Origin of the sequence: Flintibacter porci, from assembly GCF_041925195.1 — a bacterium.
In the GTDB taxonomy this organism is placed as follows: domain Bacteria; phylum Bacillota; class Clostridia; order Oscillospirales; family Oscillospiraceae; genus Lawsonibacter; species Lawsonibacter porci.
The window spans coordinates 103,466-129,052 of sequence record NZ_JBHEVB010000002.1; the positions used below are offsets into that span (position 1 = coordinate 103,466).

25 protein-coding genes are annotated in these 25,587 nt (G+C 61.4%); 10 read left to right on the forward strand and 15 right to left on the reverse strand.

What is annotated here, in order from left to right; all coding sequences use genetic code 11:
• The first annotated feature begins 34 nt into the window (after nucleotides 1-34).
• The 4 genes from rpoD to ACEVJL_RS02405 all read left to right on the forward strand — a co-directional run bounded on the left by rpoD (nucleotide 35) and on the right by ACEVJL_RS02405 (nucleotide 3,016).
• Entirely contained in the window at nucleotides 35-1,246 is a 1,212-nt protein-coding gene (rpoD, locus tag ACEVJL_RS02390; protein WP_235397916.1) for an RNA polymerase sigma factor RpoD, read from the forward strand.
• 123 nt (nucleotides 1,247-1,369) lie between these two features.
• The gene (locus tag ACEVJL_RS02395; RefSeq protein ID WP_302667142.1) at nucleotides 1,370-1,864 is read left to right on the forward strand and encodes an RNA polymerase sigma factor; all 495 of its coding nucleotides are present in this window, start codon (nucleotides 1,370-1,372) and stop codon (nucleotides 1,862-1,864) included.
• Entirely contained in the window at nucleotides 1,842-2,123 is a 282-nt protein-coding gene (locus ACEVJL_RS02400) for a hypothetical protein (RefSeq protein ID WP_008980952.1), read from the forward strand. The genes ACEVJL_RS02395 and ACEVJL_RS02400 overlap by 23 nt, the downstream gene beginning before the upstream one ends.
• A complete protein-coding gene (locus ACEVJL_RS02405; RefSeq protein WP_302667141.1) occupies nucleotides 2,114-3,016 on the forward strand; it encodes a double zinc ribbon domain-containing protein in 903 nt (300 codons plus the stop codon). Before ACEVJL_RS02400 ends, ACEVJL_RS02405 begins: the two co-directional genes overlap by 10 nt.
• Before the next feature lie 35 nt (nucleotides 3,017-3,051).
• Here ACEVJL_RS02405 and ACEVJL_RS02410 read toward each other — a convergent pair whose 3' ends face one another.
• The 10 genes from ACEVJL_RS02410 to gltX form a co-directional block, all read right to left on the reverse strand.
• Nucleotides 3,052-3,495, reverse strand: a complete 444-nt coding sequence (locus ACEVJL_RS02410) for a hypothetical protein (RefSeq protein WP_302667140.1) — start codon at nucleotides 3,493-3,495, stop codon at nucleotides 3,052-3,054.
• Nucleotides 3,496-3,498: 3 nt separating this feature from the next.
• A complete protein-coding gene (locus ACEVJL_RS02415; protein ID WP_151075974.1) occupies nucleotides 3,499-4,140 on the reverse strand; it encodes a YigZ family protein in 642 nt (213 codons plus the stop codon).
• Nucleotides 4,137-4,682: a GNAT family N-acetyltransferase gene (locus tag ACEVJL_RS02420; protein ID WP_302667138.1), complete on the reverse strand. Its 546-nt coding sequence runs from the start codon at nucleotides 4,680-4,682 to the stop codon at nucleotides 4,137-4,139. Before ACEVJL_RS02420 ends, ACEVJL_RS02415 begins: the two co-directional genes overlap by 4 nt.
• Before the next feature lie 57 nt (nucleotides 4,683-4,739).
• Nucleotides 4,740-6,029, reverse strand: a complete 1,290-nt coding sequence (gene hflX / locus ACEVJL_RS02425; RefSeq protein ID WP_110440406.1) for a GTPase HflX — start codon at nucleotides 6,027-6,029, stop codon at nucleotides 4,740-4,742.
• Between the two features lie 26 nt (nucleotides 6,030-6,055).
• A complete protein-coding gene (locus ACEVJL_RS02430) occupies nucleotides 6,056-6,553 on the reverse strand; it encodes a flavin reductase family protein (protein WP_110440405.1) in 498 nt (165 codons plus the stop codon).
• A 107-nt stretch (nucleotides 6,554-6,660) separates the two neighbouring features.
• A complete protein-coding gene (gene rpmE / locus ACEVJL_RS02435) occupies nucleotides 6,661-6,867 on the reverse strand; it encodes a 50S ribosomal protein L31 (protein WP_008980959.1) in 207 nt (68 codons plus the stop codon).
• Between the two features lie 93 nt (nucleotides 6,868-6,960).
• Complete coding sequence (addA, locus tag ACEVJL_RS02440) at nucleotides 6,961-10,581, reverse strand: helicase-exonuclease AddAB subunit AddA (RefSeq protein WP_374736758.1); 3,621 nt, start codon at nucleotides 10,579-10,581, stop codon at nucleotides 6,961-6,963.
• Between the two features lie 25 nt (nucleotides 10,582-10,606).
• A complete protein-coding gene (locus ACEVJL_RS02445) occupies nucleotides 10,607-11,020 on the reverse strand; it encodes an EamA family transporter (protein ID WP_008980961.1) in 414 nt (137 codons plus the stop codon).
• A 38-nt stretch (nucleotides 11,021-11,058) separates the two neighbouring features.
• A complete protein-coding gene (locus ACEVJL_RS02450; RefSeq protein ID WP_374736759.1) occupies nucleotides 11,059-14,412 on the reverse strand; it encodes a PD-(D/E)XK nuclease family protein in 3,354 nt (1,117 codons plus the stop codon).
• Between the two features lie 110 nt (nucleotides 14,413-14,522).
• Nucleotides 14,523-16,010 carry a glutamate--tRNA ligase gene (gene gltX, locus ACEVJL_RS02455; protein WP_110440401.1) on the reverse strand — a complete coding sequence of 496 codons (1,488 nt, stop codon included), beginning with the start codon at nucleotides 16,008-16,010 and terminating at the stop codon, nucleotides 14,523-14,525.
• Nucleotides 16,011-16,236: 226 nt separating this feature from the next.
• Here gltX and trpS point away from each other — a divergent pair, with 226 nt between their 5' ends.
• The 4 genes from trpS (at nucleotide 16,237) to ACEVJL_RS02475 (ending at nucleotide 20,718) form a co-directional block, all read left to right on the forward strand.
• Nucleotides 16,237-17,241, forward strand: a complete 1,005-nt coding sequence (gene trpS, locus ACEVJL_RS02460; protein WP_020989694.1) for a tryptophan--tRNA ligase — start codon at nucleotides 16,237-16,239, stop codon at nucleotides 17,239-17,241.
• A gap of 165 nt (nucleotides 17,242-17,406) precedes the next feature.
• The gene (locus tag ACEVJL_RS02465) at nucleotides 17,407-18,576 is read left to right on the forward strand and encodes an MraY family glycosyltransferase (protein ID WP_084203520.1); all 1,170 of its coding nucleotides are present in this window, start codon (nucleotides 17,407-17,409) and stop codon (nucleotides 18,574-18,576) included.
• Nucleotides 18,573-19,721, forward strand: coding sequence for a non-hydrolyzing UDP-N-acetylglucosamine 2-epimerase (gene wecB, locus ACEVJL_RS02470; protein WP_374736760.1), 1,149 nt, complete (start codon nucleotides 18,573-18,575; stop codon nucleotides 19,719-19,721). The genes ACEVJL_RS02465 and wecB overlap by 4 nt, the downstream gene beginning before the upstream one ends.
• A 232-nt stretch (nucleotides 19,722-19,953) precedes the next feature.
• Nucleotides 19,954-20,718 carry a hypothetical protein gene (locus tag ACEVJL_RS02475; RefSeq protein ID WP_374736761.1) on the forward strand — a complete coding sequence of 255 codons (765 nt, stop codon included), beginning with the start codon at nucleotides 19,954-19,956 and terminating at the stop codon, nucleotides 20,716-20,718.
• Nucleotides 20,719-20,756: 38 nt separating this feature from the next.
• Here ACEVJL_RS02475 and ACEVJL_RS02480 read toward each other — a convergent pair whose 3' ends face one another.
• From ACEVJL_RS02480 to ACEVJL_RS02490, 3 genes are read right to left on the reverse strand one after another with little or no spacing between them, the layout of a single operon-like run.
• Complete coding sequence (locus ACEVJL_RS02480) at nucleotides 20,757-21,107, reverse strand: hypothetical protein (protein WP_374736762.1); 351 nt, start codon at nucleotides 21,105-21,107, stop codon at nucleotides 20,757-20,759.
• Nucleotides 21,100-21,492, reverse strand: a complete 393-nt coding sequence (locus tag ACEVJL_RS02485) for a hypothetical protein (protein ID WP_020989695.1) — start codon at nucleotides 21,490-21,492, stop codon at nucleotides 21,100-21,102. Before ACEVJL_RS02485 ends, ACEVJL_RS02480 begins: the two co-directional genes overlap by 8 nt.
• Nucleotides 21,493-21,520: 28 nt before the next feature.
• Nucleotides 21,521-21,784, reverse strand: coding sequence for a hypothetical protein (locus tag ACEVJL_RS02490; RefSeq protein ID WP_008980968.1), 264 nt, complete (start codon nucleotides 21,782-21,784; stop codon nucleotides 21,521-21,523).
• A 64-nt stretch (nucleotides 21,785-21,848) separates the two neighbouring features.
• Here ACEVJL_RS02490 and ACEVJL_RS02495 point away from each other — a divergent pair, with 64 nt between their 5' ends.
• Nucleotides 21,849-22,307 (forward strand): metallophosphoesterase family protein, encoded by a 459-nt coding sequence (locus tag ACEVJL_RS02495; RefSeq protein WP_374736763.1) that lies wholly within the window; start codon nucleotides 21,849-21,851, stop codon nucleotides 22,305-22,307.
• A 33-nt stretch (nucleotides 22,308-22,340) separates the two neighbouring features.
• Nucleotides 22,341-23,867 carry a cardiolipin synthase gene (gene cls / locus ACEVJL_RS02500; RefSeq protein WP_374736764.1) on the forward strand — a complete coding sequence of 509 codons (1,527 nt, stop codon included), beginning with the start codon at nucleotides 22,341-22,343 and terminating at the stop codon, nucleotides 23,865-23,867.
• A gap of 47 nt (nucleotides 23,868-23,914) precedes the next feature.
• Here the strand turns inward: cls and ACEVJL_RS02505 are convergent, their stop codons facing one another.
• Both ACEVJL_RS02505 and holA read right to left on the reverse strand, forming a co-directional pair.
• A complete protein-coding gene (locus ACEVJL_RS02505) occupies nucleotides 23,915-24,514 on the reverse strand; it encodes a ribonuclease M5 (RefSeq protein ID WP_374736765.1) in 600 nt (199 codons plus the stop codon).
• A gap of 10 nt (nucleotides 24,515-24,524) precedes the next feature.
• Nucleotides 24,525-25,586 carry a DNA polymerase III subunit delta gene (gene holA, locus ACEVJL_RS02510; protein ID WP_302667132.1) on the reverse strand — a complete coding sequence of 354 codons (1,062 nt, stop codon included), beginning with the start codon at nucleotides 25,584-25,586 and terminating at the stop codon, nucleotides 24,525-24,527.
• Nucleotide 25,587: the final 1 nt, after the last annotated feature.

Below are 25,587 nucleotides of genomic sequence, written 5' to 3' on the forward strand. Positions count from 1 at the left end.
CCAGGCCAAGATGGAGGCCGGTAAGGTAGAAGTGATGAAGGTGGTAGAGGGCGTCCCCGGCGCGGAGAAGCTGGCGGAGCTGATCGAACGGGGCAAGAAGAAGGGCAACCTCTCCTCCACCGAGCTGATGGACGTACTGGAGGACATGGATCTGGAGTCCGAACAGATGGACAAGATCTACGATGTCCTGGAGAACCTGGGCATCGACACCGTGGGCGAGGATTATATCCCCGAGCTGCCCGATGACGCCGAGCCCCCTCTGGAGGCTATGGAGGAGATCAGCGAGGAGGAGATGGTTGATCCCAACTCCATGGTGGACTCCTTCGGCACCGATGACCCGGTGCGTATGTACCTCAAGGAGATCGGTAAGGTGAACCTGCTCTCCTCCGACGAGGAGATCGAGCTGGCTCAGGCCATGGGCGCAGGCGCCGAGGCCAAGGAGCAGCTGGCCGAGCTGGAGGAGTCCGGCGAGGAGATTCCCGCCGAAGTCCTGGCCGAGCTGAACAAGGCCATCAAGCGGGGCGAGCGCGCCAAGCAGCGTCTGGCCGAGGCCAACCTGCGTCTGGTCGTGTCCATTGCCAAGCGTTACGTGGGCCGCGGCATGCAGTTCCTGGACCTCATCCAGGAGGGCAACCTGGGCCTCATCAAGGCGGTCGAGAAGTTTGACTACACCAAGGGCTACAAGTTCTCCACCTACGCCACCTGGTGGATCCGTCAGGCCATCACCCGTGCCATTGCCGACCAGGCCCGCACCATCCGTATCCCGGTGCACATGGTGGAGACCATCAACAAAGTCATCCGCGTGTCCCGTCAGCTCCTCCAGGAGCTGGGCCACGATCCCTCCCCCGAGGAGATCGCCGAGGAGATGTCCATGCCTGTGGAGCGGGTCCGTGAGATCCTGAAGATCGCTCAGGAGCCCGTCAGCCTGGAGACCCCCATCGGTGAGGAGGAGGATAGCCATCTGGGCGACTTCATCCCCGACGAGGATGCTTCTGAGCCCGCCGAGGCCGCCTCTTTCACCCTGCTGAAGGAGCAGCTGGTGGAGGTGCTGTCCACCCTGACTCCCCGTGAGGAGAAGGTGCTCAAGCTGCGCTTCGGCATTGAGGACGGCCGCACCCGCACCCTGGAGGAAGTGGGCAAGGAGTTCAACGTCACCCGTGAGCGTATCCGCCAGATCGAGGCCAAGGCCCTGAGAAAACTGCGCCATCCCTCCCGCTCCAAGAAGCTGAAGGACTTCCTGAACTAAAGAAATGCAAAACCCGCCCGACCCGCGCACAAACGGGCCGGGCGGGTTTTTCACTTTTTTTATTTTTCCATGAACCTTTTGCCGTCCCCGGTGGTATATGTCAGTGAAAGGAGGGGACAAGGCTTGCTCGACCCATACATCCAGCAATATGGCAGGCGGCTGTACGGCCTGTGCCGCACGCTGTGCGCCAATTCCTTTGACGCGGATGACCTGTACCAAGAGACTTGGCTTAAAGCATTTCGCCACTTCTCACAGTACGACCCCGCCCGGCCTTTTGAACCGTGGCTCACCCAAATCTGCGTCAACACCTACCGCAGCGTACTGCGCCGGGCTTTTCGCAGTCCGATTCTCCCCTTCCGCACCACCCAGGAACAGGATGAGGCCCTCCAGTCCGTCCCTGCTCCGGAGGCTGCGGACTATTCGGACCTGCACCGGGCGGTGGACGCTCTGCCGGAAAAGCTGAGGCTGACGTTGATCCTCTTTTACTTCCGGGACATGGACATCACCTCCACGGCGGCGGTGCTGGGCATCCCGCCCGGAACAGTAAAATCCCGGCTGAACAAAGCAAGAAACAAACTGAAGGAGGTGCTGGAGCATGAATCAGATCTATCATTTTGACTCTTATTCTCCGCCATTGCTCAACGAGGCCATGCTCCGCAGGGAACGGGAGCGCCGCAGGGAGCAACGGGCCATAGCCGCCGCAGCCACAGGGGGCGTGCTCATTTTGCTGTGCCTGCTTACCCTGGCCTTTTTTCTCTTCCCTGTGGCACCTAAGGCCGCTATCGTTCTGTCCGTCTATCTCACTCTGTCCGTTATGGGCGCCGGCGTGGTGGCCCTGGTCTTCGTAACCCAAAGGAGGTCTCTGTCATGTTCCTAGGAAGTATCGTTCTCTTTGTCTATCTGGCTGTTCTCATTATAGTACCCATTCTGGTGGGAGTATATGTCTTTCGGGACGCCAGCCGCCGTGGAATGAACGCCGCCCTGTGGACCCTCATCGCCGTGCTGGTCCCCATTTTGGTGGGCTTTATCATCTATCTGCTGGTGCGGAGCAGCTACCCTGATCTGAAATGTCCTCAGTGCGGAACTCCAGTGCGGGAGTCCTATGTCTCCTGTCCCCAGTGCGGTGCCCGGCTGAAGGCCAGCTGCCCCAACTGCTCCGCTCCAGTGGAGCCGGACTGGAAGGTGTGTCCCCGGTGCACCTCTCCCCTGTCTCAGGAAACATCCAACATTCAGACTCCTGTACGAAAGAAGGACCGAGGGCTGTGGGTAGTGCTGGCAGTGGTGGTCATTGTCCCCTTGGCTGTGCTGCTGTTCGCCTTGTTCTCCCTTACCTCTCTCGCTCCTAGCTCCGGAGGAGGTGGGGTGACCTCCCTGCCCACGGAAGAGTATCTGGCTATGACGGATAACCAGGAAATCAAGCAATGGCTGGAGAACTGCGGGGATGATCCCAACACCGCCTACGTCCTGCGCCATGTGGTTTCCAGTGAAACGGAGAATGACTCCAACAGTCTGGAATACCTCATCTACATGCCCGGCCTTCCCCAGGATTCTCCTGTGGAGATCACCCCCATGTCCAATTTCCTGGGACGCCATACCCTTCGCCTCACCTTTGAAGCGGACGGCATCAACCCGGGCAGCACTGTGGCGCTGGTCACCTGCTCGGGAGACGGGAATCAGGAACTGGACATTTACTTTGAGCCAAACCAAAAATTAAACTGTGAAATCACTTCCGTAGACTACTCCCTCGGCTTCTCGGAATATACCAACTAAGAAAAAACGGTTCCCCCAGGCGGGGGAACCGTTTTTTACTCTCTTTGACGACCGCGTTTCTCCAGGGCCTGATAGAGCTTCTGCTGTATCGGCAGGCGGCGCACCCGGGGATACTGCCGTCCATACCAGTAGGCCAGCTCCCGGGCCTTTTGGGGCTCCAGGTGGGGTACCAGAACCAAAGCGTGGCCCTGCACCGCCTCCAGCATGGGATAGGCCATCTGGTAGTGACCCTTGCTCTGGGCCAGCTCCAGCAGGAAGCGCACCATAGCCTCCGCGTCTGCACCCTCAGCCAGGGCAGCAGTCACCGCCTCTCCCATGTTTTCATAAAAATCCATGTGGCAGGGAGCCCGCTTGGGGTCATTGCCAAAGCCCAGGATGCCGTCTCCCAGCTTACGCCGTGCGGTCACCTTTTCCATGGCCTTGTCGTATTCCTCTACACAGGCAACAAGCCGCTCCAGGCCGTTTTCTACTGCTTGCATGGGTCAGTCCTCCTTTGCCGCCCGCCAGGGCACATCCTGAAATCGCTCGCCCGCCTCCAGCACCTCAATAGTCCCGGCGGACACGTCCAAAATCCGTGCAGAAAATTCCTCTGCCCGCTCCTCCGGAAGCAGGGCGGACAGCACCACATCGGCTCCATAGTCCACCTGTTCCACCACGCCGCCGAAGGACTCCACCTCCCGGCGGGTGCTCTCAAACTGGGCGTAGGTGCAGGGCACCTCCATGGCTACCCAGCGGCGTACCACCGAGATACCCGCCGCGTCCAGGGCGTCCTTGGCTCCCTGGGTATAGGCCCGCACCAGTCCCCCAGCCCCCAAGAGGATGCCTCCAAAGTACCGGGTGACTACACAGCACACGTTGACCACGTTCTCCCGCTGGAACACGTTGAGCATGGGCTGTCCGGCCGTCCCCTGAGGTTCTCCGTCGTCGGAGTAGCGCACCGGGCCATCCTTGATGATGTAGCACCAGCAGTTATGCCGGGCATCGTAGTAGCGCTTTTTCATCTCCTCGATGTGGGCGCGTGCCTCTTCTTCCGTCTCCACCCGCCAGACGTGGCCGATGAAGCGGGAGCGCTTTTCCACAAACTCGCTCTCGCTGGCCTGGGTGGGAATATAATATTCGGTCATAACATCACCGCCCGTCTGTTTTCCCAGTCCGCCCGGCTTAAGGCATAAAAATGCGTCAACCGGCACTCATTCAGCAGTTCTACCTGCTCCTCCTGAGAAAACTGGTATTGAAACCCGCACTTTTCAATCACGCGGTGGGAACGCTCATTTCCGTCATAGTGGTTACACCAGATGGTACTCAGTCCCAGCTCTTCAAACCCCCAACGAATCAGCTCCTGGGCAGCTTCTGTCATCAGGCCGCGTCCCCAGAAGTCCGGGTGGAGGGCATACCCTAGTTCTTCATCCGGCCCAGGCAGCTCCTTCCGGTGCCGGCCCACAAAACCGGCGGACCCGATCACCGCCCCGTGCTCCCGCTCCACCACAGCAAACACATTGGGCGCAGAAAATACGGTGCGGATGATTTCCCGGCTCTCCTCCAAGCTGGCGTGAGGCGGCCAACCAGCCACCGGCCCCACCCGAGGGTCCTTTGCATAGGCATACAGGTCCTCCGCGTCGCGCTCTTCAAAGGGGCGAAGGGTCAATCGTTTTGTTGTTAACGTCATGATCCCAGTCTCCTTATCCGTTTCCCTCCGAACATGAGGGGGGTAAATGGCTGCGGCTTAATCTTCCCAAGGTTCTTTATGGGGCTGCCAGCCCTCCACCAGGGGGCCCAGCTGGCCGATGGTCTTGGGGGTACACACCGCCACCACGTCGATGGTCTCGGCGTACTCCACCTGCTCCACCTTGGCCTCCTGATAGAGCTGGTCCAAAATGCCGCCCTTATCGTAGGGCAGGTGGATGGTCACCCGCTTGGCACCGCTGTCCAGCCGCTTGCCGATGGCCTCCAGCAGCTTGTCCAGCCCCTCCCCTGTCTTGGCGGAGATGGAGACGATGTCCTCTCCGTGGGGACGAATTTCGCCGGTCCACTTGTCGCACTTGTTAAAAACTTCAATGCGGGGAGTCTGCTCTGCCCCCAGCTCCAGAATGAGCTGGTCTACCACCTGAGCCTGCTCCCGCCACTCCGGGTTGGAGGCGTCGATCACATGGAGCAACAGGTCGGCGAAGGACAGCTCCTCCAGGGTGGCCTTGAAGGCCTCCACCAGATGGTGGGGCAGCTTGCGGATAAAGCCTACCGTGTCGCTTAATAGAACGGTGCACGTATCGGAAATCTCCAGGGTGCGGGTAGTGGTGTCCAGGGTATCGAAAAGCCGATTGTTGGCGGGGATTTCCGAGCCGGTGAGCTTATTGAGCAGGGTGGATTTACCCGCGTTTGTGTAGCCCACAATGGCCACCACCGGCACCTCGTTTTTCTCCCGACGCTGGCGCTGGGTGGCACGGACCCGGCGCACATCCCGCAGCTCCTCCTCCAGCTTGGAGATCTTGCGGCGGATATGCCGCCGGTCAGTCTCCAGCTGGGTCTCACCGGGACCACGGGTACCGATGGCACCCTCCTGGCGCTCCAAGTGGCTCCACATGCCGATCAGTCGGGGTAGCAGATATTTGTACTGGGCCAGTTCCACCTGGAGACGGCCCTCCCGGGTACGGGCACGCTGGGCAAAGATATCCAGAATCAGGGCAGACCGGTCCAGCACGCCCACCTTCAGCTCCTCCCCCAGCACCCGCTGCTGGGAGGGCGACAGGGCGTTATCAAAGATGACCATATCCGCACCCATGGTGCGCACCAGCTGGCGCACCTCGTCCACCTTGCCTTGGCCGATGAAGGTGCGGGGATCGGGGCTGTCCTTCTGCTGGAGCACCATGCCCACGCTCTCGCCTCCGGCGGTCTCCAGCAGGTCCTTGAGTTCCTCCATGGACTCCTCGGTGGCGTTCTCTTCCCGGGTGAGGCTGTGGGCGCTCAGGCCCACTAGCACCGCCCGGTTCAGCTTGTCTTTGGTAAAGTTTTCGGTCATACAACCTCCAAAATTCCGAAGCCCTTTTACTTGGTCAGGGCCTCCACGATCTCACCAATATACATGGTGTGGTAGTCCTTCTGGGGATACCAGCGCTCCTTCACGTCGTCGGGGATAAGCTGGGGATCCATGGGCTGGACAAAGCGCTTGCGGCACACCAGCACCAGGCTGGCCTCCTCAAAGTAGGGGGCGCCGCACTCCGCTGTTTTCACTGTAAAGCCGCACTCCTTCACCTTATCCACGTCCCGGCCGCTCTTGCTGCCGCACAGGGCCAGCTGAGGGCGGTAGCTCTCGTCAAAGAAGGAGAGGGTAAAATACTCCTCCCGGTCCACAAACTCTTTGGTGTAGCGCTGAGGACGGATGTAGCAGGTGGCGGCAGGACCGCCCCACAGCACACCCAGACCGCCCCAGGAGGCGGTCATCGTGTTGCATTTTTCCGCCGTACCGGCGGTAATGAGCATCCACTGGTCCCCAATGAGAGAAAATACGTTCTGGCTTACGTCCTTCGGATCAATCTTCTTCATGGCACATACCTCCCAAACAGTATACGGGCCACCGGGCGGTTCCATTCCCGGGGCAATATGCAAAAAGCCGCACCGAGGGCTCGGTGCGGCTTCTTTTAGGCGCAATCTTACTTCTTGTCCAGGCCAAACTTCTTGTTGAAGCGGCTGACGCGTCCGCCGGTGTCAACCACCTTCTGCTTACCGGTGTAGAAAGGATGACACTTGGAGCACACTTCGACACGGATGTCCTTCTTGGTAGAACCAGTCTCGATCACGTTGCCGCAGGCGCACCGAATGGTGGTCTGCTGATAGTCGGGATGAATTCCTGCCTTCATTGTATCTTCACCTCTTTCTCCATGGAGGGATCGTTTGTAAACGCAACTGGTATCATAGCATACCTTTTCTAAAATTGCAATAGGTTTTCCATTTTATTTTTTCAAATTTTCTGTTTTTGGCAGCTCTACTGGTGTACTGGTGGCAAAAAACCACAGCATCTTGCGGCAGACCGGCCGCCCGGTGATCCGCTCCAGAGCCCGGCTGTAAGCGCTGAGCTGGGGGGCATAGGACTGTGCCCGTTCCTCCTCCTGCCCCGGCAAAATCCGGTCGCTCTTGAAGTCCAGCACGGTAATGCCCTTTTCATCCACGAACCAGCAGTCCACCACGCCCTGGAGAAGGACCTCCTCCCCCTCCAGACCGGGCAGGTAGTCCCCGGCGGGGGTGAGCAGGGAGAATTTAAACTCCCGGTAGACCTCCTTTGCCTGAGCCAGCTCCCGGCCCAGGGGCGAGGTAAAGAAGGCGCTGAGCACCTCCGGTTTTACCGCCTCTCCCTGCAAGGAGGTGAGGAAGCCGTCCCGAACCATCCCGGCCACCGCCTCTGCGATGGCCTCCGGGCTGTGGTCCCCCTCCAGGGGCAGATACTGCATAGCCAGGTGGAGAGCGGTGCCCTTCTGGGCAGCGGTGAGGCCCTCCCGGCGGGCGATGAAGTCCGGGCGGCGGATGGGCTCCGGTGCGGTCTGTGGCGCTCCTTGGGCCTCCTGGGCGGCCTCCTGGTCCAGCACCCGACCCTTGAGCTGGGTAGCGGTGAGCTTGGAGGGGGCCTGCACCGCAGCGGCGTAGGGATAGGTCCAGGTGAGGGCAGCAGTCAGGTCCTCCCTGTCCTCCTCCCGGGAGACGGGAACAAAGCGGCCCGCCCGGCTCTTGGATTCCTCCAGCCCCTGGCCCTCTATCCAGCAGATGGACCATTTGGGACCCAGGTGCGCGGTACACTCAGTGCCGCCTCCCGCTAAGGTGCGTAGGATCTCCCCCTCCGGCCGGGTGAGGGCATGGAGGAGGATCCACTGTCCCACGCTCTGCTGCCGCTCCAGGGCCACGGGAGACACCGGCGCGGCGGCATCCTCCGCCAGCCGCTCCAGAGCGCGTGCTCCCTCGGTAAGGGCCAGGGTGAGGATCAGCTTCTCCTTGGCCCGGGTCATGGCCACATACAGCAGCCGCATCTCCTCGGACATCATCTCCCGCTCCAGCTGCCGGGACACCGCCCGGCGGGCCAGAGTGGGGTACTCCACCATCCGTGCCCGGTCTAACCCCTTGGGACCTACCCCCAGCACCGGGTGGAACAGCACCGGGCGCATCAGGTCCTCCCGGTTTAACCGCCGGGACAGGCCGCACACCAGCACGACTGGTTTTTCCAGGCCCTTGGACTTGTGGATGGACAGGATGGACACCCCGTCCCCATCGCCGCCTCCTCCGGCGGCGGTGAGCTTGGCTCCCGTATCCCGCAGCCGTTCCAGGCGCAGGAGGAACTGGAACAGAGATCGGCAGCCGCCGTCCTCCATCTGTCCGGCCAGGGCATAGAGGGTGAGCAGGTTGTTCTGCCGCTCCTCCCCTCCCGGCATAGCCCCGAAGAGGCCCAGGATGTTGGTCTTTTCGTAGATGTGCCAGATGAGCTGGCGGCAGGTGCGGTCCCCCGCCCCAAAGCGCAGCTCCTCCAGCTCGCGGAGAAAGTCCTCACTGGCCGTGTCCCCATCCTGGGCGGCTTGCACCAGGGCAGAGTAAAAGTCCCCCTTAGTCCCGGCACGGAGCTGGGCCAGGTGGTCGGCGTCAAAGCCAAACACCGGGGAACGCAGGGCGGCGATAAGGGGCACATCCTGGCGTGGGTTATCCACGATCTGCAAAATGGACAGGGCCACATTCACCTCGGTGGTGGCAAAGAAATCCTCGCCCCCCTCGGCATTCCAGGGGATGCCCTCCTCCCCCAGGGCACGGATGTAGTGGTGGAGGACCACGCCAGGGCTGCGGAGCAAAATCATTACGTCACTGGGCCGCAGGGGACGCACACCGTCCCCCTCCTTTACCATCAGCGGCTCCTCCAGCAGGGCGCGGATGCGCCGGGCCACAAACCGGGCCTCCAGGCGGTTCTTGTCCTCCTTCTCTCCCTCCTGGTCCCCCAGGTAGGAGAGGTCCAGGGCATTGAGCTCCAGGGCGTAGTCCCCACTCTCCGGGAACTCTGCTCCGGGCACCAGGGCCTGGTCGTCGGTGTAGTCCAGCTCGCCCAGCTGGGTGGACATAATGTTCCGAAACAGGTCGTTGCACCCCTCCAGCACCTGGGCTCGGGAGCGGAAATTGCGGGACAGCACCCGCTTGCGTGGCTCCCCCTCCTTGGCCTCGTCTCCGGGGACAAAGCGGCGGTACTTGTCCAAGAAGATGGTGGGGTCGGCCAGTCGGAAGCGGTAGATGGACTGTTTCACGTCGCCCACCTCAAAGAGAGTGCGGCCACCCCGGGAGATGGCGGTAAAGATGGCATTCTGCACCTGGTTGGTGTCCTGGTACTCGTCCACCATTACCTCCTCAAAGCGCGCACCCCACATCTTAGCCAGAGCGGTGGGCTCACCCGAGGGCTCCACCAGAAGTTTTACCGCGAAGTGCTCCAGGTCGGAGAAGTCCAGCACACCCCGCCGGGTTTTCTCCGCCTGGTAGGCCTCTTGGAAGCGAAGCACCAGGTCCATAAGGCCCCGCACCGCCGGGGCGGCCTCCCGCAAATCGGAGAGCACCTGGGCACTGTCCCCGTCAAAGTGCTCGGCCGCCTTGGCAAGCAGGTCCTTGGCCGTGTCCCGCAGGTTCTTCACCTGCTGGGTCACCGCCGCCGCCCGGCTCTCCTCCAGGGGGCTGAGCTCTTCGCTGCGTTTCCGCTTGCGTCCCACCGCCGGGAAGGGCACAGGAAGGCAGGCGCAGGTTTGATCCCAGTGGGAACCCTCCGCCGCCTCACAGAACGCCTGAGCGGCCTCCAGAGAGGTCTGGATGGAGGGGGCGTAGTTCATTTGCAGCAGCTCATCCTGGGCACAGAGGCTGAGAGCCCGCTCCAGCCGCTTTTCTGCCTCCCGGCCCTGCCGGGCGGCGTCCTCCAGCAGCAGAGCCCCCCAGGGGGTCTGCCCTGCGTCGGTTATCCCCTCCAGCGCCCACACCGCCTTCTGCCGGAAAAGCCACTGGGCCGGGTCGGGGTGGCTCTGGATGCGGCCAAATACATCCAGCACGATCTGCTCCAGGCGGCTGTCGTCCCGGCCTGCCGCCAGGGTATCCACCAAGAGAGCGAAGTCGTCCCCCTCCTGGAGGTTCTCATACTGCTCCTCCAGCACGTCCTGGAGGACCTGGGCGGTCATCACCGCTCCCTCCCCCTCATCACACAGGCGGAAGTCGGGGTCTAAGTCCAGCAGATGGCCACTCTCCCGCAGCAGGGCGGCACAGAAGGCGTGGATGGTGGAGATCTGTGCCTGATAGACCAGAGTGGTCTGTCGGCGGAGATGGCGGTCATTGGGGTTCTGGGCCAGGCGCTGGGACAGTTCCTGGGCGATGCGCCCCCGCAGCTCAGCCGCTGCCGCCTTGGTGTAGGTGATGACCAAAAACTGGGTGATGTCCAGCCCTTCGCCGGTCACCCGGTCCAGCAGCCGTTCCACCAGTACCCGGGTCTTACCAGAACCGGCCGCTGCCGACACCAGCAGCTCCCCGCCCCGGTCGTCTACGATCTTCCGTTGTTCTTCGGTCAAGGGAAAGGCCATGGCGGCACGCCTCCTTCTTCCAAACTCACAAAATCAATACAAATGTGCCCGCAGTAATGAGCAGACCGCCCACCACCGTCTTCACGTCCACGACCTCTTTCAGCACCACAAAGGCCAGCACCATGGAAATGACCACGCTGAACTTATCAATGGGCACCACCTTGCTGGCCGGTCCCAGCTGGAGCGCCCGGTAGTAGCACAGCCAGGACAGCCCGGTGGCCACTCCGGACAACACCAGAAACAGCCAGCTCCGGGCGGTGATATCTCCCATCTCATGATGTTTTCCAGTCATAAATACGATAGCCCATGCCATAATGAGCACCACCACCGTACGAATGGCGGTGGCCAGGTTGGAGTTGAGTTCCCCCATTCCCAGCTTAGCCAAAATCGAGGTCAGCGCGGCAAATACCGCCGACAGCAGAGCAAATACCGCCCACATAATTAAGCGCCTTCTTTCCAAAATATCCGTTTCTCGGGTCAGTTTTCCTCCCGGGCCACGTTCTCCCAAAACTCCCGGCTTTTCACACTGGCCAGCCACCGCTTGCCGTCGCCGCCCCGGCCCTCCTCAAAGTGACAGGCCTGGGCGTAGTCGCAGTAGCGGCAGGCGTTTTTCTCCGGCCCACGCCAGAAGGGATCAGCAGCGATGTTCCCCTGGGCAATCTCCTCACAAATCTCCTCCAGCACCTTCTGGATGTGGCCGCCCAGCTTGCCCAGCTGCTCGGCAGTGGCCAGAGCTTCACCGGAGATCTCCCCGGTACTTTTGGACACCTTTAAGGGCAAAAAGCGGTAGCCCTTCTCCCCCGGCTCCTCCATGGCGTCCAGCACCGCCGGATCGCTGAGCACCAGGCCGCTGCGGGTGAGCTCCTTGTCCAGCTGCTTGCGCCAGGCGTCATCCGACATGGAGCGGCTGCCCTTGATGATGGCGTCCCGGGCAGGGAGGTACAGGACCCCTGCACCCTCCACTGGTTTGCCGTAGAATTTCTCTCCCCGATCCTCCAGGGTGAAGAGATAGAGAAGCATCTGAAGGCCCAGTCCGTTCCAAACCTCTGTTAAGTCAAAAGACTTGCGTCCTGTTTTGTAGTCTACCACCCGCAGGTAGAGCCGTCCGTCCTTCTCCCAGCCATCCACCCGGTCCACAAAGCCGGTGATGCTCAGGGTCACATCCCCCACGGTAAGTTCCACCGGGGGCAGGTCCTTGCCGCTGCCAAAGCCCAGCTCAAAGGAGATGGGCCGGAATTTGGAGGCCCAGATTTCCTGGGTCACGTTGTCCACCACCGCCTGGACGGAACGCAGCAGTCGGCAGAACAGATACTGGAAGCGCTCGCTCTGCTGCTCCAGGCCGCCCAGCTCCTCCCGGACGTACTGCTCCACCGCCTGCCGGGTGAGCTCGGCCACTCGGTCCCGGCGCTCCTGGTCCTGTTCGTCCTCCCAGCCAGGCAGGGTGGTCTGCTGGAAAGCGTCGTCCTTGAGAACGTGCTCCAGCACATAGTGGACAAAGGTTCCGTACTCCGGCGCTGTAAAGCCGGCAGGCTTGCGGGGTTCCGCCTGGAGGCCGTAGCGCATGAAGTAGGAGAAATGGCAGGATTTGTACTTATCCATCCGGGAGGCCGACATGGGCACCCGGTGGCCGTAGAGCCGCTCCACGGCCCCGCGGGACAATCTGCCCCGCTCCCACCGGGCAGCCCGGTCCAGCCGCTCCACCAGGGGGGCGTACTCCGGCAGGGCCAGCAGGGCGTCGTGGGCGCTCTGGCTGCGTCCCGCCTGCTCCAGGGCAGGCAGGGGAGCCTGGAGGCGGAAGCGGCCATACAGGTCCTCCTCCCGCTCCACGGTGAGATCGGAGAACAGCAGCCGCAGCCGCTCCACCAGGAAGCAGGGGCGGCGCTCCTCTCCCGCGCCGCTCTGGCCCGGCCAGGAGACGATAAGCTTCTGGGTGGGCCGGGCGCAGGTGAGGTAGACGGTAGTCATCTCACGGTACAGCAAATCCCGGGCGGTCTGGTTGAGCTCCAGGCCGTAGGATGCCAGCAGGGAGCGGTCGTCGTCAGACAGCAGCCCCGCCGGGGTGGACACCTGAGGGATGGAGGCATCGTCCGCCCCCAGCAGAAACAGAACCTTGCCGTGCTGGCCGGTCTGGCGGGTAGTCTCTCCCGCCGTCACCCGGTCCAGGGAGACGGGAATGGTGCCCACGTCGTACTGGGACAGCACCAGCCGGAACAGGGCAGCAAACTCCTCCAGCTCCATGGGAGTCTCTCCCAGCAGCTGGGCGCACTGCTCCAGACCGCCGCAGACGATCTCCCACAGCTGGCGGTACTCCTCGGCCAGGGCGGGCTGCTCCCGCTGCCGCAGGGCGGCCACCCGCTCCTCCAGCCGCTCCGGAAGGCCGATATTCTCCAAAAAGCTGTAAAGGGCTATGGCCTGACCCTCTCCGGTTTTGTTTGTGTTTTTTCGCAAAAGCTCCAGGGGCTCGGCCACCTGGCGGCGGGCGCGGTCCAGCCGCTCCAGCAGGGTCTTGTCCTCCTCCGTCATGGGGAAGCCGTAGCCCCGGGGGTGCATATTCCAGGGTTTTGTCTGGGTCCAGCGGCTCCCCCGCAGATTCCACTTGAGGACGTAGTTTTCCAATAAATCCCGATCCTCCTCGGGAAGATCGGTGAGGCCGGTTTTCAGATAGCGGAACACATCGTCGTAGCGGTAGCCCCCCGCCACCGTCTCCAGGGCCGCCGTCACCAGGGTGAGGATGGGTTTTTCCAGAATGTCCGTCATGGCCGAGGCGAACACGGGTACCTGATACCGTGGAAACACCGACTCGATGAGGGGCTGATAGGTTCCAAAATCCCGGGCCGTCACCTCAATGTCCCGGTAGCGCAGTCCCTCCTCCCGCACCAGGGTACGGATGCGGGAGGCCGCCCACTCCACCTCAGAGCGCGGGGTGAGGGCACGGTGGAGCTCCACTGCTCCTTCACAGGAGACGGGCTCTTCCTGAGGACCGAACAGCTCCCGCTCCACCTTTTCGAGGGCAGGAACTCTGAAAGAGCAGTCGCCAGAAAGGATTTCTACTTCACAGGAAATGCCCCGCTCCTTAGCCAGCCGTACCAGCATAGCAGCAGTACGCCGGGCAGGAGAAAAGATGCCGGTCCCCCCCTCGTCCTCCTCCATGTGGTCGCAGGTGAGGGTGACGGTGATCTGGTGGGCCTGGGCCATAAGCTGGGCAAGCACCTCCCCCTGCTGGGGAGTGAAGTCGGTGAAGCCGTCCAGCCACAGGTCCATATCCCGGGCCCAAGGGCAAATGGCCAGCTTCTCCGCCGTGCGGGTCAGCCGGTCCCGGGGGTCCAGGGCGGTGCGGGCAGTGAGCGCCTGATAGGCCCCGCAGATGAGCCCCAGATCCCGCAGCTTGTCCCCCTCGGGCCCTTCCACCTCCTCCCCCGCCTGGAGGAGCAGCTGAGGCTGGACACAGCAGCTTTTCAGCTCGTCCACCGTGGCCAGCAGGTTTTCCAGAAAGGCGGGACGGCGGGAAGGACGGGCGTACACGGTCAGCTCTGGGGACACCGCCTTCACCGCCTGGTACATGAGCAGCAGCCGTCCGCCGCTGTCCAGCTCCGGCTCTCCCACGCCTCCCGCGGCCAGGAACACCCGGTTGGCCAAACGGCTGAAGGACAGCACCTCGGCGTACAGGGATACCTCGTCTCCCCCAGCTTTACAAAGGGCACGCTCGGCCTGGTGGGACTGCTGCTCCGGGACCATCAGCACCTGCCGCCGCTCCCGGCCCGCCTGGCACAGGCGCTTCAGCACTGTGGTGGTCTTGCCGCAGCCTGCTCGGCCTAAGATCAGCTTTAGCATGGGCCTGTCCTCCTTTCCTCACATCCATAATATCGCTGTTATTGTAGCATAGTCCGGACAAAAGGAAAAGCCCCGGCAAAAGCCGGGGCTCTCCCAACATGCAGTGGATATTATCCCAATTTCTCCAAACCGATCTTGAGGCGGCGCACCGTCTCCTCCCGGCCCAGGATGCAGCAGATCTCCACGGCTCCACCGGGGGTGACCGCCTTACCGGCGGCAGCGATACGCACCGGCCACATCAGGGTGGCGTTCTTCACGCCCATACCCTCGGCAAGGCCCACCAGGGACTCGTGGATCATGGCCTGGTTCCAGGCGGGCAGGTTGGAGAGCATACCGATGGCGGCGGAGAGCATGTCCTTGGCCACCTCGGGGTTGCACTTGGACTTCTTATTGGTGAACAGGTCCACACTGTACTCAGGCAGCTGGTCGAAGAAGTCCACCTTCTCGGGGATGTCGGTGAGACGCTCGCACCGGGCCTGGAGCAGGGCAGCAATGTCGGAGACCGACATGGCCTCATTCTTCACGCTCTGGCGGATATAGGGCTCGGCCACCTTGGCAAAGTCCTCGGGAGACATGGCCCGCAGGTACATGGCGTTGAAGTGGGTGAGCTTCTCAATGTCGAAGATGGCGGGAGACTTGGACATTCCTTCCAGGTCGAAGGCCTTAGCCAGCTCCTCCAGGGAGAATACCTCCTGCTCGGCCAGCTCGCCCCGGGGGGACCAGCCCAGCAGAGCCACGTAGTTCAAAATGGCATCGGTGAGGAAGCCCTGGTTCTTCAGATCCTCATAGGAGGGGTCGCCGTGGCGCTTGGACATCTTGTGCTGGGCGTCCCGCATGACGGGAGAGCAGTGCACATAGGTGGGGATGTCCCAGCCAAAGCCCTCGTAGAGCAGGTTATACTTGGGGGCAGAGGACAGATACTCGCTGCCGCGGACCACATGGGTAATGCCCATCAGGTGATCATCGATGACGTTGGCAAAGTTATAGGTGGGCAGGCCGTCCCGCTTGATGAGCACCTGGTCATCCAGGGTCTTGTTCTCCACGGTGATGTCGCCGAAGATGGCATCGTGGAAGGTGGTGGTGCCCTCGTAGGGGATTTTCTGGCGGATGACGTAGGGCTCGCCCGCATCCACCCGGGCCTGAGCCTCCTCCAGGCTCAGAGAGCGGCAGGGATCCTCGCCACGGTCAAACTCGCCGGAGTCCTCCTCGCTTTCCGTCTTCTCGCAGAAGCAGTAGTAGGCGTGGCCCTTCTCCACCAGCAGCTGGGCATACTTGCCATAGGTGTCCCGGCGCTCGGTCTGGACATAAGGAGCCACAGGGCCGCCCACATCAGGACCCTCGTCGTGGTCCAGGTGGCACTCGGCCAGAGTCTTGTAGATAAGCTCGGTAGCACCCTCTACCTGGCGGGTCTGGTCGGTGTCCTCAATGCGCAGGATAAAGGTGCCCCCGGCATTGCGGGCGATAAGCCAGGTGTACAGGGCGGTACGCAGATTGCCGATGTGCATATAGCCCGTGGGAGAGGGGGCAAAACGGGTACGGACCTTCCCCTTGGGGATTTTGGCCTCCATCTCCTCAAAATACTTATGATCCAAAGCCATACTGTTCCCTCCGTAAGCGGCTGGGCCGCCTGATTTCTTGCAGGCAATTATAGCCGATTTTTCCCCATTTGACAACCCTTCCCGCCCTCCTTTCCCCTCTTACGCCGGAAATGTAACGAAACCATGAAATTCCGCCCGGTACGATTGCCACGCGGGGAAAAATGTGCTATGCTGTATTGGTATCATTCTGCATATAGGGATTTCCCTGAAAAGGTTGTGTTTTATTATGGAAGAAACCAAAAAGAAAGTTATGCTCTCGGGCATTCAGCCCAGCGGCGACCTGCACCTGGGCAACTACCTGGGCGCCATCAAAAACTGGGGCGCCCGGGCCGAAGAGTTTGACTGCTATTATTTTATGGCCGATATGCACACCATCACGGTGCGGCAGACCCCCGCTGACCTGCGCCGGCGCACTCTCACCCAGCTGGCCCAGTACATTGCCTGCGGCCTGGATCCGGAGAAGAACACCCTGTTCATCCAGTCCCACATTCCCGCTCACGCCGAGCTGGGCTGGGTGCTCAACTGCTACACCATGTTTGGTGAGCTCAGCCGCATGACTCAGTTTAAGGACAAGTCGGCCAAGCATGCCGACAACATCAACGGCGGTCTCTTCACCTACCCCGCCCTCATGGCCGCTGACATCCTGCTCTACCAACCCGACTTCGTTCCCGTGGGCAACGACCAGAAGCAGCACGTAGAGCTCACCCGCAATGTGGCCCAGCGCTTCAACAACATCTACGGCGATGTATTTAAGGTGCCCGAGCCCTACATTCCCAAGACCGGCGCCCGCATCATGTCCCTCAACGCTCCCGACAGCAAAATGAGCAAGTCCATCCCTGAGGGCTGCGTCTTCCTCATGGAAAAGCCGGAGGACATCCAGCGCAAGTTCAAGCGGGCCATCACTGACAGCGACACCGAGCGCTGCGTCCGCTTTGATCCGGAGAACAAGCCCGGCGTGTCCAACCTGATGAGCATCTATGCGGCCGTTACCGGCAAGAGCATGGAGGAGATCGAGGCCGAGTTTGACGGCCAGGGCTACGGCGCCTTCAAGCCCGCCGTGGGCGAGGCGGTCATCGAGTGCCTGCGTCCCATCCGGGAGGAGACCGAACGCATCCTGAAGGATAAGGCCTATCTGGAGAGCGTCTACAAGGCCGGTGCGGAGAAGGCCTCCTATGTGGCCAACAAGACCCTGCGCAAGGTCTATAAGAAGGTGGGCTTCGTCGCCCGCTAACCTACTTTTCTTGAAAGAAAAGTAGGCAAAAGAACTTTGTGGGAAGCTTCGCTTCCCTTCTGTGCCTTCCTGAATTTATGCAGAAAATTGACGGGATGATACTCTATCCCGCACGTTTTCTTTTGAAAATCAATCGGAAATCAATCTAAAATGAGGTAATTTCTCATGCCTGTTCAAGTCTCTGTTCTGGGGGCGGTGGCGGCAGCCCTGCTGGTAGCCGCCATTGTAGCGTTCATTGCCACCCCGGTAGTACGCTCCCTGGCCTTTAAGATCGGTGCGGTGGATGTGCCCAAGGACAACCGCCGCATGCACAACCACCCCATCCCCCGCATGGGCGGCCTGGCCATCTTCTTTGGTTTTATCCTCAGCGCCCTGATTTTTGTCCCTCTGTCTACCCCGGTGCGCGGCATGCTGCTGGGCGGCGTCATCATCGTGATCCTGGGCATCTTTGACGACATTTACGCTCTGCCCGCCCTGCCTAAGTTCTTCGTCCAGATCGCTGCCGCTCTGGTAGCTGTCCTCATGGGCAACCAGATCGACATTCTCTCCAACCCCAACATTTTCAGCAGTGAGCCCTACTGGGTGCTGGGCATCTGGTCCATCCCCATTTCCGTGCTATGGATCGTGGGCATCACCAACGCGGTCAACCTCATTGACGGCCTGGACGGCCTGGCCTGCGGCGTGTCTACTATCAGCTCCATGACCATGCTGGTCATCGCCCTCACCGTGGCCGAGCCCGACACCGCTCTGCTCATGGCCGCCCTGGCGGGCGCCTGCATCGGCTTTTTGCCCTACAACCTTAACCCCGCAAAGATCTTCATGGGGGACACCGGCTCCACCTTCCTGGGCTTTATTCTGGCTACCGTCTCCATCGACGGACTGTTTAAGTCCTACGCAATTATCTCCTTTGCCGTCCCCTTCCTCATGCTGGGCCTGCCCATCTTCGACACCTGCTTTGCCATCTTCCGCCGGGTGTCCCACGGCCAGAGCCCCATGGCCCCCGACCGCGGCCATATCCACCACCGGCTCATCGACATGGGCTTTTCTCAGAAGCAGGCGGTGGCAGTCCTGTATATCATCAGCGCCATTCTGGGCCTGAGCGCCGTGGTGCTCACTACCACCAATGTGCTCAAGGCCATGTTGTTCCTGCTGGCCCTGTGTGCCGCCGGCGGCGTGTCCGCCAAGCTCTACCTGGACCGGGTCAACGGACGCAATCAGTCCGATACCCCCTCCCAGGGCCGCACCGGAGCCCGTCCCCGCAAACTGCACCAGCCCCCCTCTGACGTGGCTGGCAACGACTACTTTTTTGGTGAAGAGGAGCGTTCTGACAAATGAAACCTGTCACTGTTATGACCATCTTCGGCACCCGGCCTGAGGCCATCAAAATGGCCCCCCTGGCCCTGGAGCTGCAAAAGCGTCCGGGCATCCGTGCCCTGTGCTGCGTCACTGCCCAGCACCGGGAGATGCTGGACAGCGTGCTGGAGATTTTTAAGCTGAAGCCCGACTATGACCTGAACATCATGCAGCCCCGGCAGACCCTGTCCACCATCACCTCCAAGTGCCTCACCGGCATGGACGATGTGCTCAATGAGGCCAAGCCCGACCTGGTTCTGGTCCACGGCGACACCTCCACTACCTTCGCCGGTGCTCTGGCCGCCTTCTACCACCAGATCCCTGTGGGCCATGTGGAGGCTGGCCTTCGTACCTACGACAAGTGGTCCCCCTTCCCCGAGGAGATGAACCGGAAGATGGTGGGCGCCATTGCCGACCTGCACTTCTGCCCCACCGTGGCCAATCAGAAGAACCTCCAGCGTGAGAATATCACCCAGGGAGTCTTCCTTACCGGCAACACCGTCATTGACGCCCTCCAGACCACCGTCGTAAAGGACTTTACCTTTGCAGAGGATATTCTCAACAATCTGGATTATGAGAACCGGAAGGTGATCTTGGTCACCTGCCACCGCCGGGAAAACTACGGCCAGCCCATGACCAACATCATGACCGCCCTGCGCCGCATTGCCGACGCCTTCCCCGAGGTGGAGCTGGTCTACCCCGTACACCTCTCCCCTGTGGTCCAGGAGGCGGCCCATAAGTATCTGGACAACCACCCCCGCATCCACCTCATCGCTCCTCTGGCGGTAGACGAGATGCACAACCTCATGGCCCGCTGCCATCTGGTGATGACCGACTCCGGCGGCCTTCAGGAGGAGGCTCCCGCTCTGGGCAAGCCGGTGCTTGTCCTGCGGAAAGAGACCGAGCGTCCTGAGGCGGTAGAGGCGGGCACCGTCAAGCTGGCGGGCGTGGAGGAGGAGGTCATCTTCTCCATGGCCAACGAACTGCTCACCAACCCCGCGGCCTACCAGGCCATGGCCCACGCGGTCAACCCCTACGGCGACGGTCAGGCCTGCCGCCGCATCGCCGACGCCATCGAGTGGCATTTCGACCTGTGTGCAGATAAGCCCGACGAATTTGGAGTATAATTCCGTGTGCCAGTTCTCATGGCGTCGGCGATACCAAGCGTTTTGCCTCTGGCAAAACCTTGATGCCAGGGCGATTCACTCGCCCCGAGCAGATGAAAAAATTGGGGGCCCCCGCGGGACTTGGTCCCGTGGGGACGACGCTATCGAGTGGCACTTCGGCCTGCGCAGCGAGGCTCCCGATCCCTTCACCGGACGCTGAGCGTATCCCACAACAACGTAAGGAGGTGAGGTCTTGGACTCCAAAAACCGGCTGGCGATCGCCATTGCCATCACCTGTCTCATTGTGGTAGCCATGTTTGCCAGCTTTGGCCGCAGCCTGTTTCTGGTGAACATCCCCTCCGTCTCGCTGGCCCAGCTCAACGAGGATACATCGGATGGCGGCGACAGCTCTGTCCAGGGGCAGGACGACCAGTTCTGGCAGGTAGACGTCACCCCGGAGACGGTGCAGAGCATTGTGGCCTCCCTCTCCCGGCCGGAGAGCTACTACCGGGAGCTGACCGTGGAAACTCTGTGGAGCGACGGCTCCCACAGCACCTCGGTGCAATTTTGGCAGGACGGGGGCTGGTCCCACACCCGTCAGATCCTCCCGTCCGGAGCGGTACGCCATGATCTCACCGGAGAAGACACCACCTACTACTGGTATGAGGGTTCGGAGAGCTACCGCTCCTTCCCCGCCGACGAGTATTCCGCCGACCTCACCCAGCACATCCCCACCTATGAGGACGTGCTGGACCTGGACAAGGATACCATTACCCAGACCGGCTATGAGCGCCGGGACGTGTGGCCCTGTGTCTACCTTCAGGTCCAGGTGTCGGACACGGTGGTGGAGCGCTACTGGATCAGCACCGACACCGGTCTGCTGGTCAGCGCCGAGCGGGAGCAGAACGGTCAGCTGGTCTACCGCATGACCGCCTACACCCAGGTACAGACCCCCTGTCCCACCACCGCCTCCTTTGCGCTGCCCGACGGGACTGAGCTCCATACAGTACAGTCTTAAATAGCCATACAGGGGCGGCCCAGGGCCGTCCCTGTTTTTTATTTTTCCTCTCCCTCTCCCAGCCCCATAAGCAGGGTGAGACCCAGGGCAATGATCATCTCCAGGTCATCCCCCTCCTTGAGCAGAAGCAAAAGGATAAGAAACAACAGCAAATCTCCGCTGTCCAGCTTCTCCAGTCCCAGAGAGGAAATGAGGCTCTTCAAGCTGCTGGAAACGCCCTCCGGCAGGACGGGCGGGGGGAGGCCGGGGTGGGAGCGCCCCTGAGACCGCGGACGCTCCCGGTGCTCCTGCTTCTCTTGGCGCTCCGGTTCTCTGGGACGGCGGGGCTCGTCGTCATCCATGGTCACCCGGGTATAAACCGCCCCATCCGGGATATAACGGTTATACAAGTGTGTCCTCCCCCTTCCCTCCCAGCGACCCCAAAGCCACCCGGAGCAGGCGGGACATTTTGGCGATCTGGACCGCCTTGTCCAGCCGCCCCCGCCGCTCCTCCCGCAGGTAGGGGCGCAGAGCCTGGAGCAGGGCGGTGTTCTGTCCGTCGTCCTGCTGGTACTCCCGCATGAGTCGCATGCCAAGCTGCACCATTTTGGGATCTAGGTTCCCCATGAGCTGGGACAGGTCGGGGGGCGCGTCCTCGGCAGGTTCGGGCGCTGTATCCTTCTCCTCCTGATCCGGAGGAGACTGCTTGCCCAGGGACTGGGCCAAAGCCATGATCTGGCCCATGGCCTGCTGGTCCCCCAGGATGCTGTTCAGTTTCTCCTCAAATTCGCCCACATCGCTCCCCCCTTCCCCGCACAGTTTCTCAGGTCAGCCCTGACTCCTTGGCCTGGCGGCTGATCCGTTCCACCAGCTGAGCCCCCTCCGGGGTGCTCATAAGCTGGTTCATCATCTCCATCAGCTGACTGGCATCCCCCTTGGCTGCGGCCTGAGCCGCCTGCTGTACGCCCCCTTTGGAGCGCAGCATGGCTACCAGCTGCTGGGCGTCTCCGGAGCCGGCCAGACGGCGGATCGCCTCGCCGCTCTCGCCCCGGAGCAACGACTCTTGATTTTTATTTTGACGCTGCATACACGATTCCTCCTTTTCTCACTTCGGTTTCAGTATATGCGGCGCGACAGGTAAGGTGACAACTTTGAAAATCCTTGTTTTTTCCGACTCCCACCGCTCCCGCGGCGACATGATCGAGGCCATCGATGAGCAGCAGCCCGCCCAGGTCATCCACCTGGGCGACCTCATCACCGATGCGGAGGAGCTGTCCTATGTCTATCCCCGCCTACCCATCTGCATGGTACCCGGCAACTGCGATGGCTGGACCACCGAGCCCGTGAAAAAGCTGATTACGCTCCAGGGCAAAACCATTCTTCTCTCCCACGGCCACCTGTGGCGGGTCAAGGGGAGCTACGACGCGGCCATCGCCGACGCCCGCAAGGCCGGGGCGGATATTCTCCTCTTCGGTCACACCCACCGCGCCTACTGCCAACAGCTGGAGGATGGCTTGTGGGTGATGAATCCGGGGACCAGCCGCAGCAGCTACGGCACCATTCTCATCGAGGGCGGGGAGATCCAGTGCTCCCTGACCCGGCTGATCTGACGTGCCCTACCCTGGAACGGAGGTGATCTGGCCTTGAAAAAAGTGCTGTATATCCTGTTTCACCGCTCGGTGGTGGTAGGGCTGTCCCTGTTGGCCCAGGTAGTTTCTCTCATTGTGATGGTGATGTTTTTCTCCGGCCACACCCAGGGGTTTTATTGGTGCTGCATCGCCCTGAGCGTAGTAGCCGCTATGCTGATTTTGGGCAGCAGCATCGACCCGGCTTACAAGATCGCCTGGTTGCTGCTGGTGCTGCCCTTCCCGGTGTTCGGCGGCATCTTCTATCTGCTGGTGGGCGGCGGACACATCCCCAAGCGCATTACCCGGCGCATGAAGCGCATCGCGGAACAATCGGAAGAAAACTTAAAAGCGGACTTTAAGGCCGACGACCTGCTCCCCCTGGGGGAGGACGCCGCCAGCCAGGCCCGCTACCTGGAAAACTACGCCTGCTGCCCCGCCTACACCAACACAGAGACCGAGTATTTCGCACTGGGCGATCTGGCCTTTCCCCGGATGCTGGAAGAGCTGAAAAAGGCCAAGCACTATATCTTTTTGGAGTACTTTATTATTCAGCCCGGGAAATTCTGGGACAGCATTCTGGACATTCTGGAGGAAAAGGCGGCCCAGGGGGTGGAAGTGCGCCTCATCTACGACGACATGGGCTGCATGTTCACCCTGCCCCGGGACTACAACGAGCAGATGGCCGCCCGGGGTATCCAGTGCCGGGTCTTTAACCGCTTTGTCCCTGTCATGTCCCTGCGGCTCAATAATCGGGACCACCGCAAGCTGATGATCATTGACGGCCAGGTGGGCTTTACCGGAGGCATCAATCTGGCCGACGAGTATATCAACCAGCATGAGCGCTTCGGCCACTGGAAGGACAGCGTCATCCTGCTGGAGGGAGACGCGGTGTGGTCCATGGCGGTAATGTTCTTGTCCATGTGGGACCACTGCTGCGGCTGGGAAGAGGAGTTTGACCGTTTCCGGCCCGCCCCCTCCCCTGCCCGGCCCTGGACGGGCTACGTCCAGCCCTACACGGACACTCCCCTGGACCAGGAGCCGGTGGGCCAGTCGGTGTATCTGAACATGATCGCCAAGGCCCGGAAGTATATCTATATCACTACCCCCTATCTGGTCATCGATGTGGCCACCAACACCGCTCTTTGCAACGCCGCCAAATCGGGTGTGGATGTGCGCATCATCACTCCCCATATTCCCGACAAGCGCTACGTCTTTGAGGTCACCCGAGCCCACTACCCCCCTCTGCTGAAGGCGGGAGTAAAAATCTACGAGTACACCCCTGGCTTTATCCACGCAAAAAACTTTGTGGTGGATGACCGCTTTGCCGTGGTGGGCACGGTCAACCTGGACTACCGCAGCCTGTTTCTCCACTTCGAGGACGGCGTGTGGCTGTGCGAGGCCCCCTGTATCCACGACATTCGCGCCGACTTTGAGGAGACCCTGAAGGTATGCGAGCGCATCTCTCTGCGCAAGCACCGGCGGCTCAATCCCCTGGTACAGCTCTACCGCAATATTCTGCGGGTGTTCGCCCCTCTGATGTAAAAAACGCGGGACACAGAAGTGATCGCTTCTGTGTCCCGCGTTTTTTGTTATCTTTTCTCCAGCCCCAGCAGCTCCAGGGTCTCCTGGGCGGTATAGCAGGTGTTGAGCACCTCCAACAGGGCGTTGGCGCTCATGTGCTCGGGCAGGGCGAGCTGCTTGAGCAGCGCCTGCCGCCGCTGGGCGCTGTCCGGCCGTCCGGTAAGTCCCGCCACGAACAGGTCTCCCTTGGTAAGGGCGGCGCCTCCCTTCTCCGGGCCGTCTCCCGACAGGAAGGTGGCTCCCGCCCGGCGCAGCACATCTTCCAGCACCTGAGGGGGCATTCCCTCCACCCCCAGCTTGCCCTCTTTGCCAGCCTTGCGCTTGCGGCGCTCCTTGCCGTAGACGTCGGGGATATAGGCGTGCTTGAGGTATTTTGCCGGGATCTCCCCCTTGATCCGGTTTCGGATAACAAATCCCGCTCCGTCCGAATCGGTGAGGACAATGAGCCCGCGCTTTTCTGCCGCCTTGCGCAGCAGAGCCATCCGCTCCGGGTCCTTGAAAATGCCAAAGCCCCTTGTTTCAATGATAAGGGTATCCACCACCTGGGAGAGGGTGTTCTTGTCGTAGCGGCCCTCCACGGCAATGGCCTCCTGTATTTTTATGTGCATAGCCGCCACCTCAGTACCGCCGGGCTGCCTTGGGCGCGGCAGGGGTCGCCAACTCCAGCAGCAGGCCGGTGAGCAGCTCCTGGCCGTCCTGACCGGTGGACTTCATGGCCAGGTCCACCTGGCCGCACCGCACCACCGCCTTGCGGCACCAGCCCAGGGTGAAGCGCCGGGCGCTGTTCACCAGCTTCTCCGCCGGGTAGGGCTTGATGCCCCACAGGGCGGCCACGTAGGACGGCCCTCTCCCCTGTTCCAGGGCCAGGCGGGCGGAGTAGAGCTGGCGCATCTGCCGCCCCAGAGACCACATGATTTTAATGGGCGGCTCCTGCATCTGGTAGAGCTCTCCCAGCACCGAGGCCGCCTGATCAAACTTTCCCTCGCCGATGGCGTCGGTCATCCGGAACACCACCGCGTCCAGCTGGGGGGTAGCCACCGCGTCGATGTCCTGGCGGGTGATGTGCACCCCCTTGGCATAGGCCCCGATCTTCTCGATCTCCCCGATGAGGTTGGTCATCAGGTCGCCGCACAGGAAAATCAGGTCCAGGGCCAGCTTGGAGTCGATATCCTTCCCCAGCGCCCGGAACCGACGCCGCACCCAGTCCACCAGATCTCCCTGGTCCTGGCGGACAAAGTTGACCACCGTTCCCGCCTGCTTGATAACGGCGGAAAATTTGGTCCGGGCATCCATTTTGAAGGGGACCAAATCAAACACAAAGACGAGACACACGTAGTCGGGCAGCTGGCTGAGCAGCTTGCCATAGGCCTCCCGGTCTTTCTCCCCCGCCTTAAAGAGGTCAAAATCGGTGACCTGCACCAGGGTACGCTCCGCCATCATGGGCAGGCAGTCGATGGCCTCCTCCAGGGTGTGGGGAGACATATCCTTGGCGGCGATGGGGTGGAAGTTGAACTCTTCCAGCCCTCCGGCCAGAACCTTCTCCCGGAGCCTCCCCAGGTAGTAGTCCCGCAGGTAGGTCTCCTCCCCGTGGAGAAGATAGAGCTGCCCCGGCGTGCCCGCCGACAGGTCCTTTTTCAATTTCTGATATCCGGCCGTATCGGCCTTTGCTTTTGGGGGCATA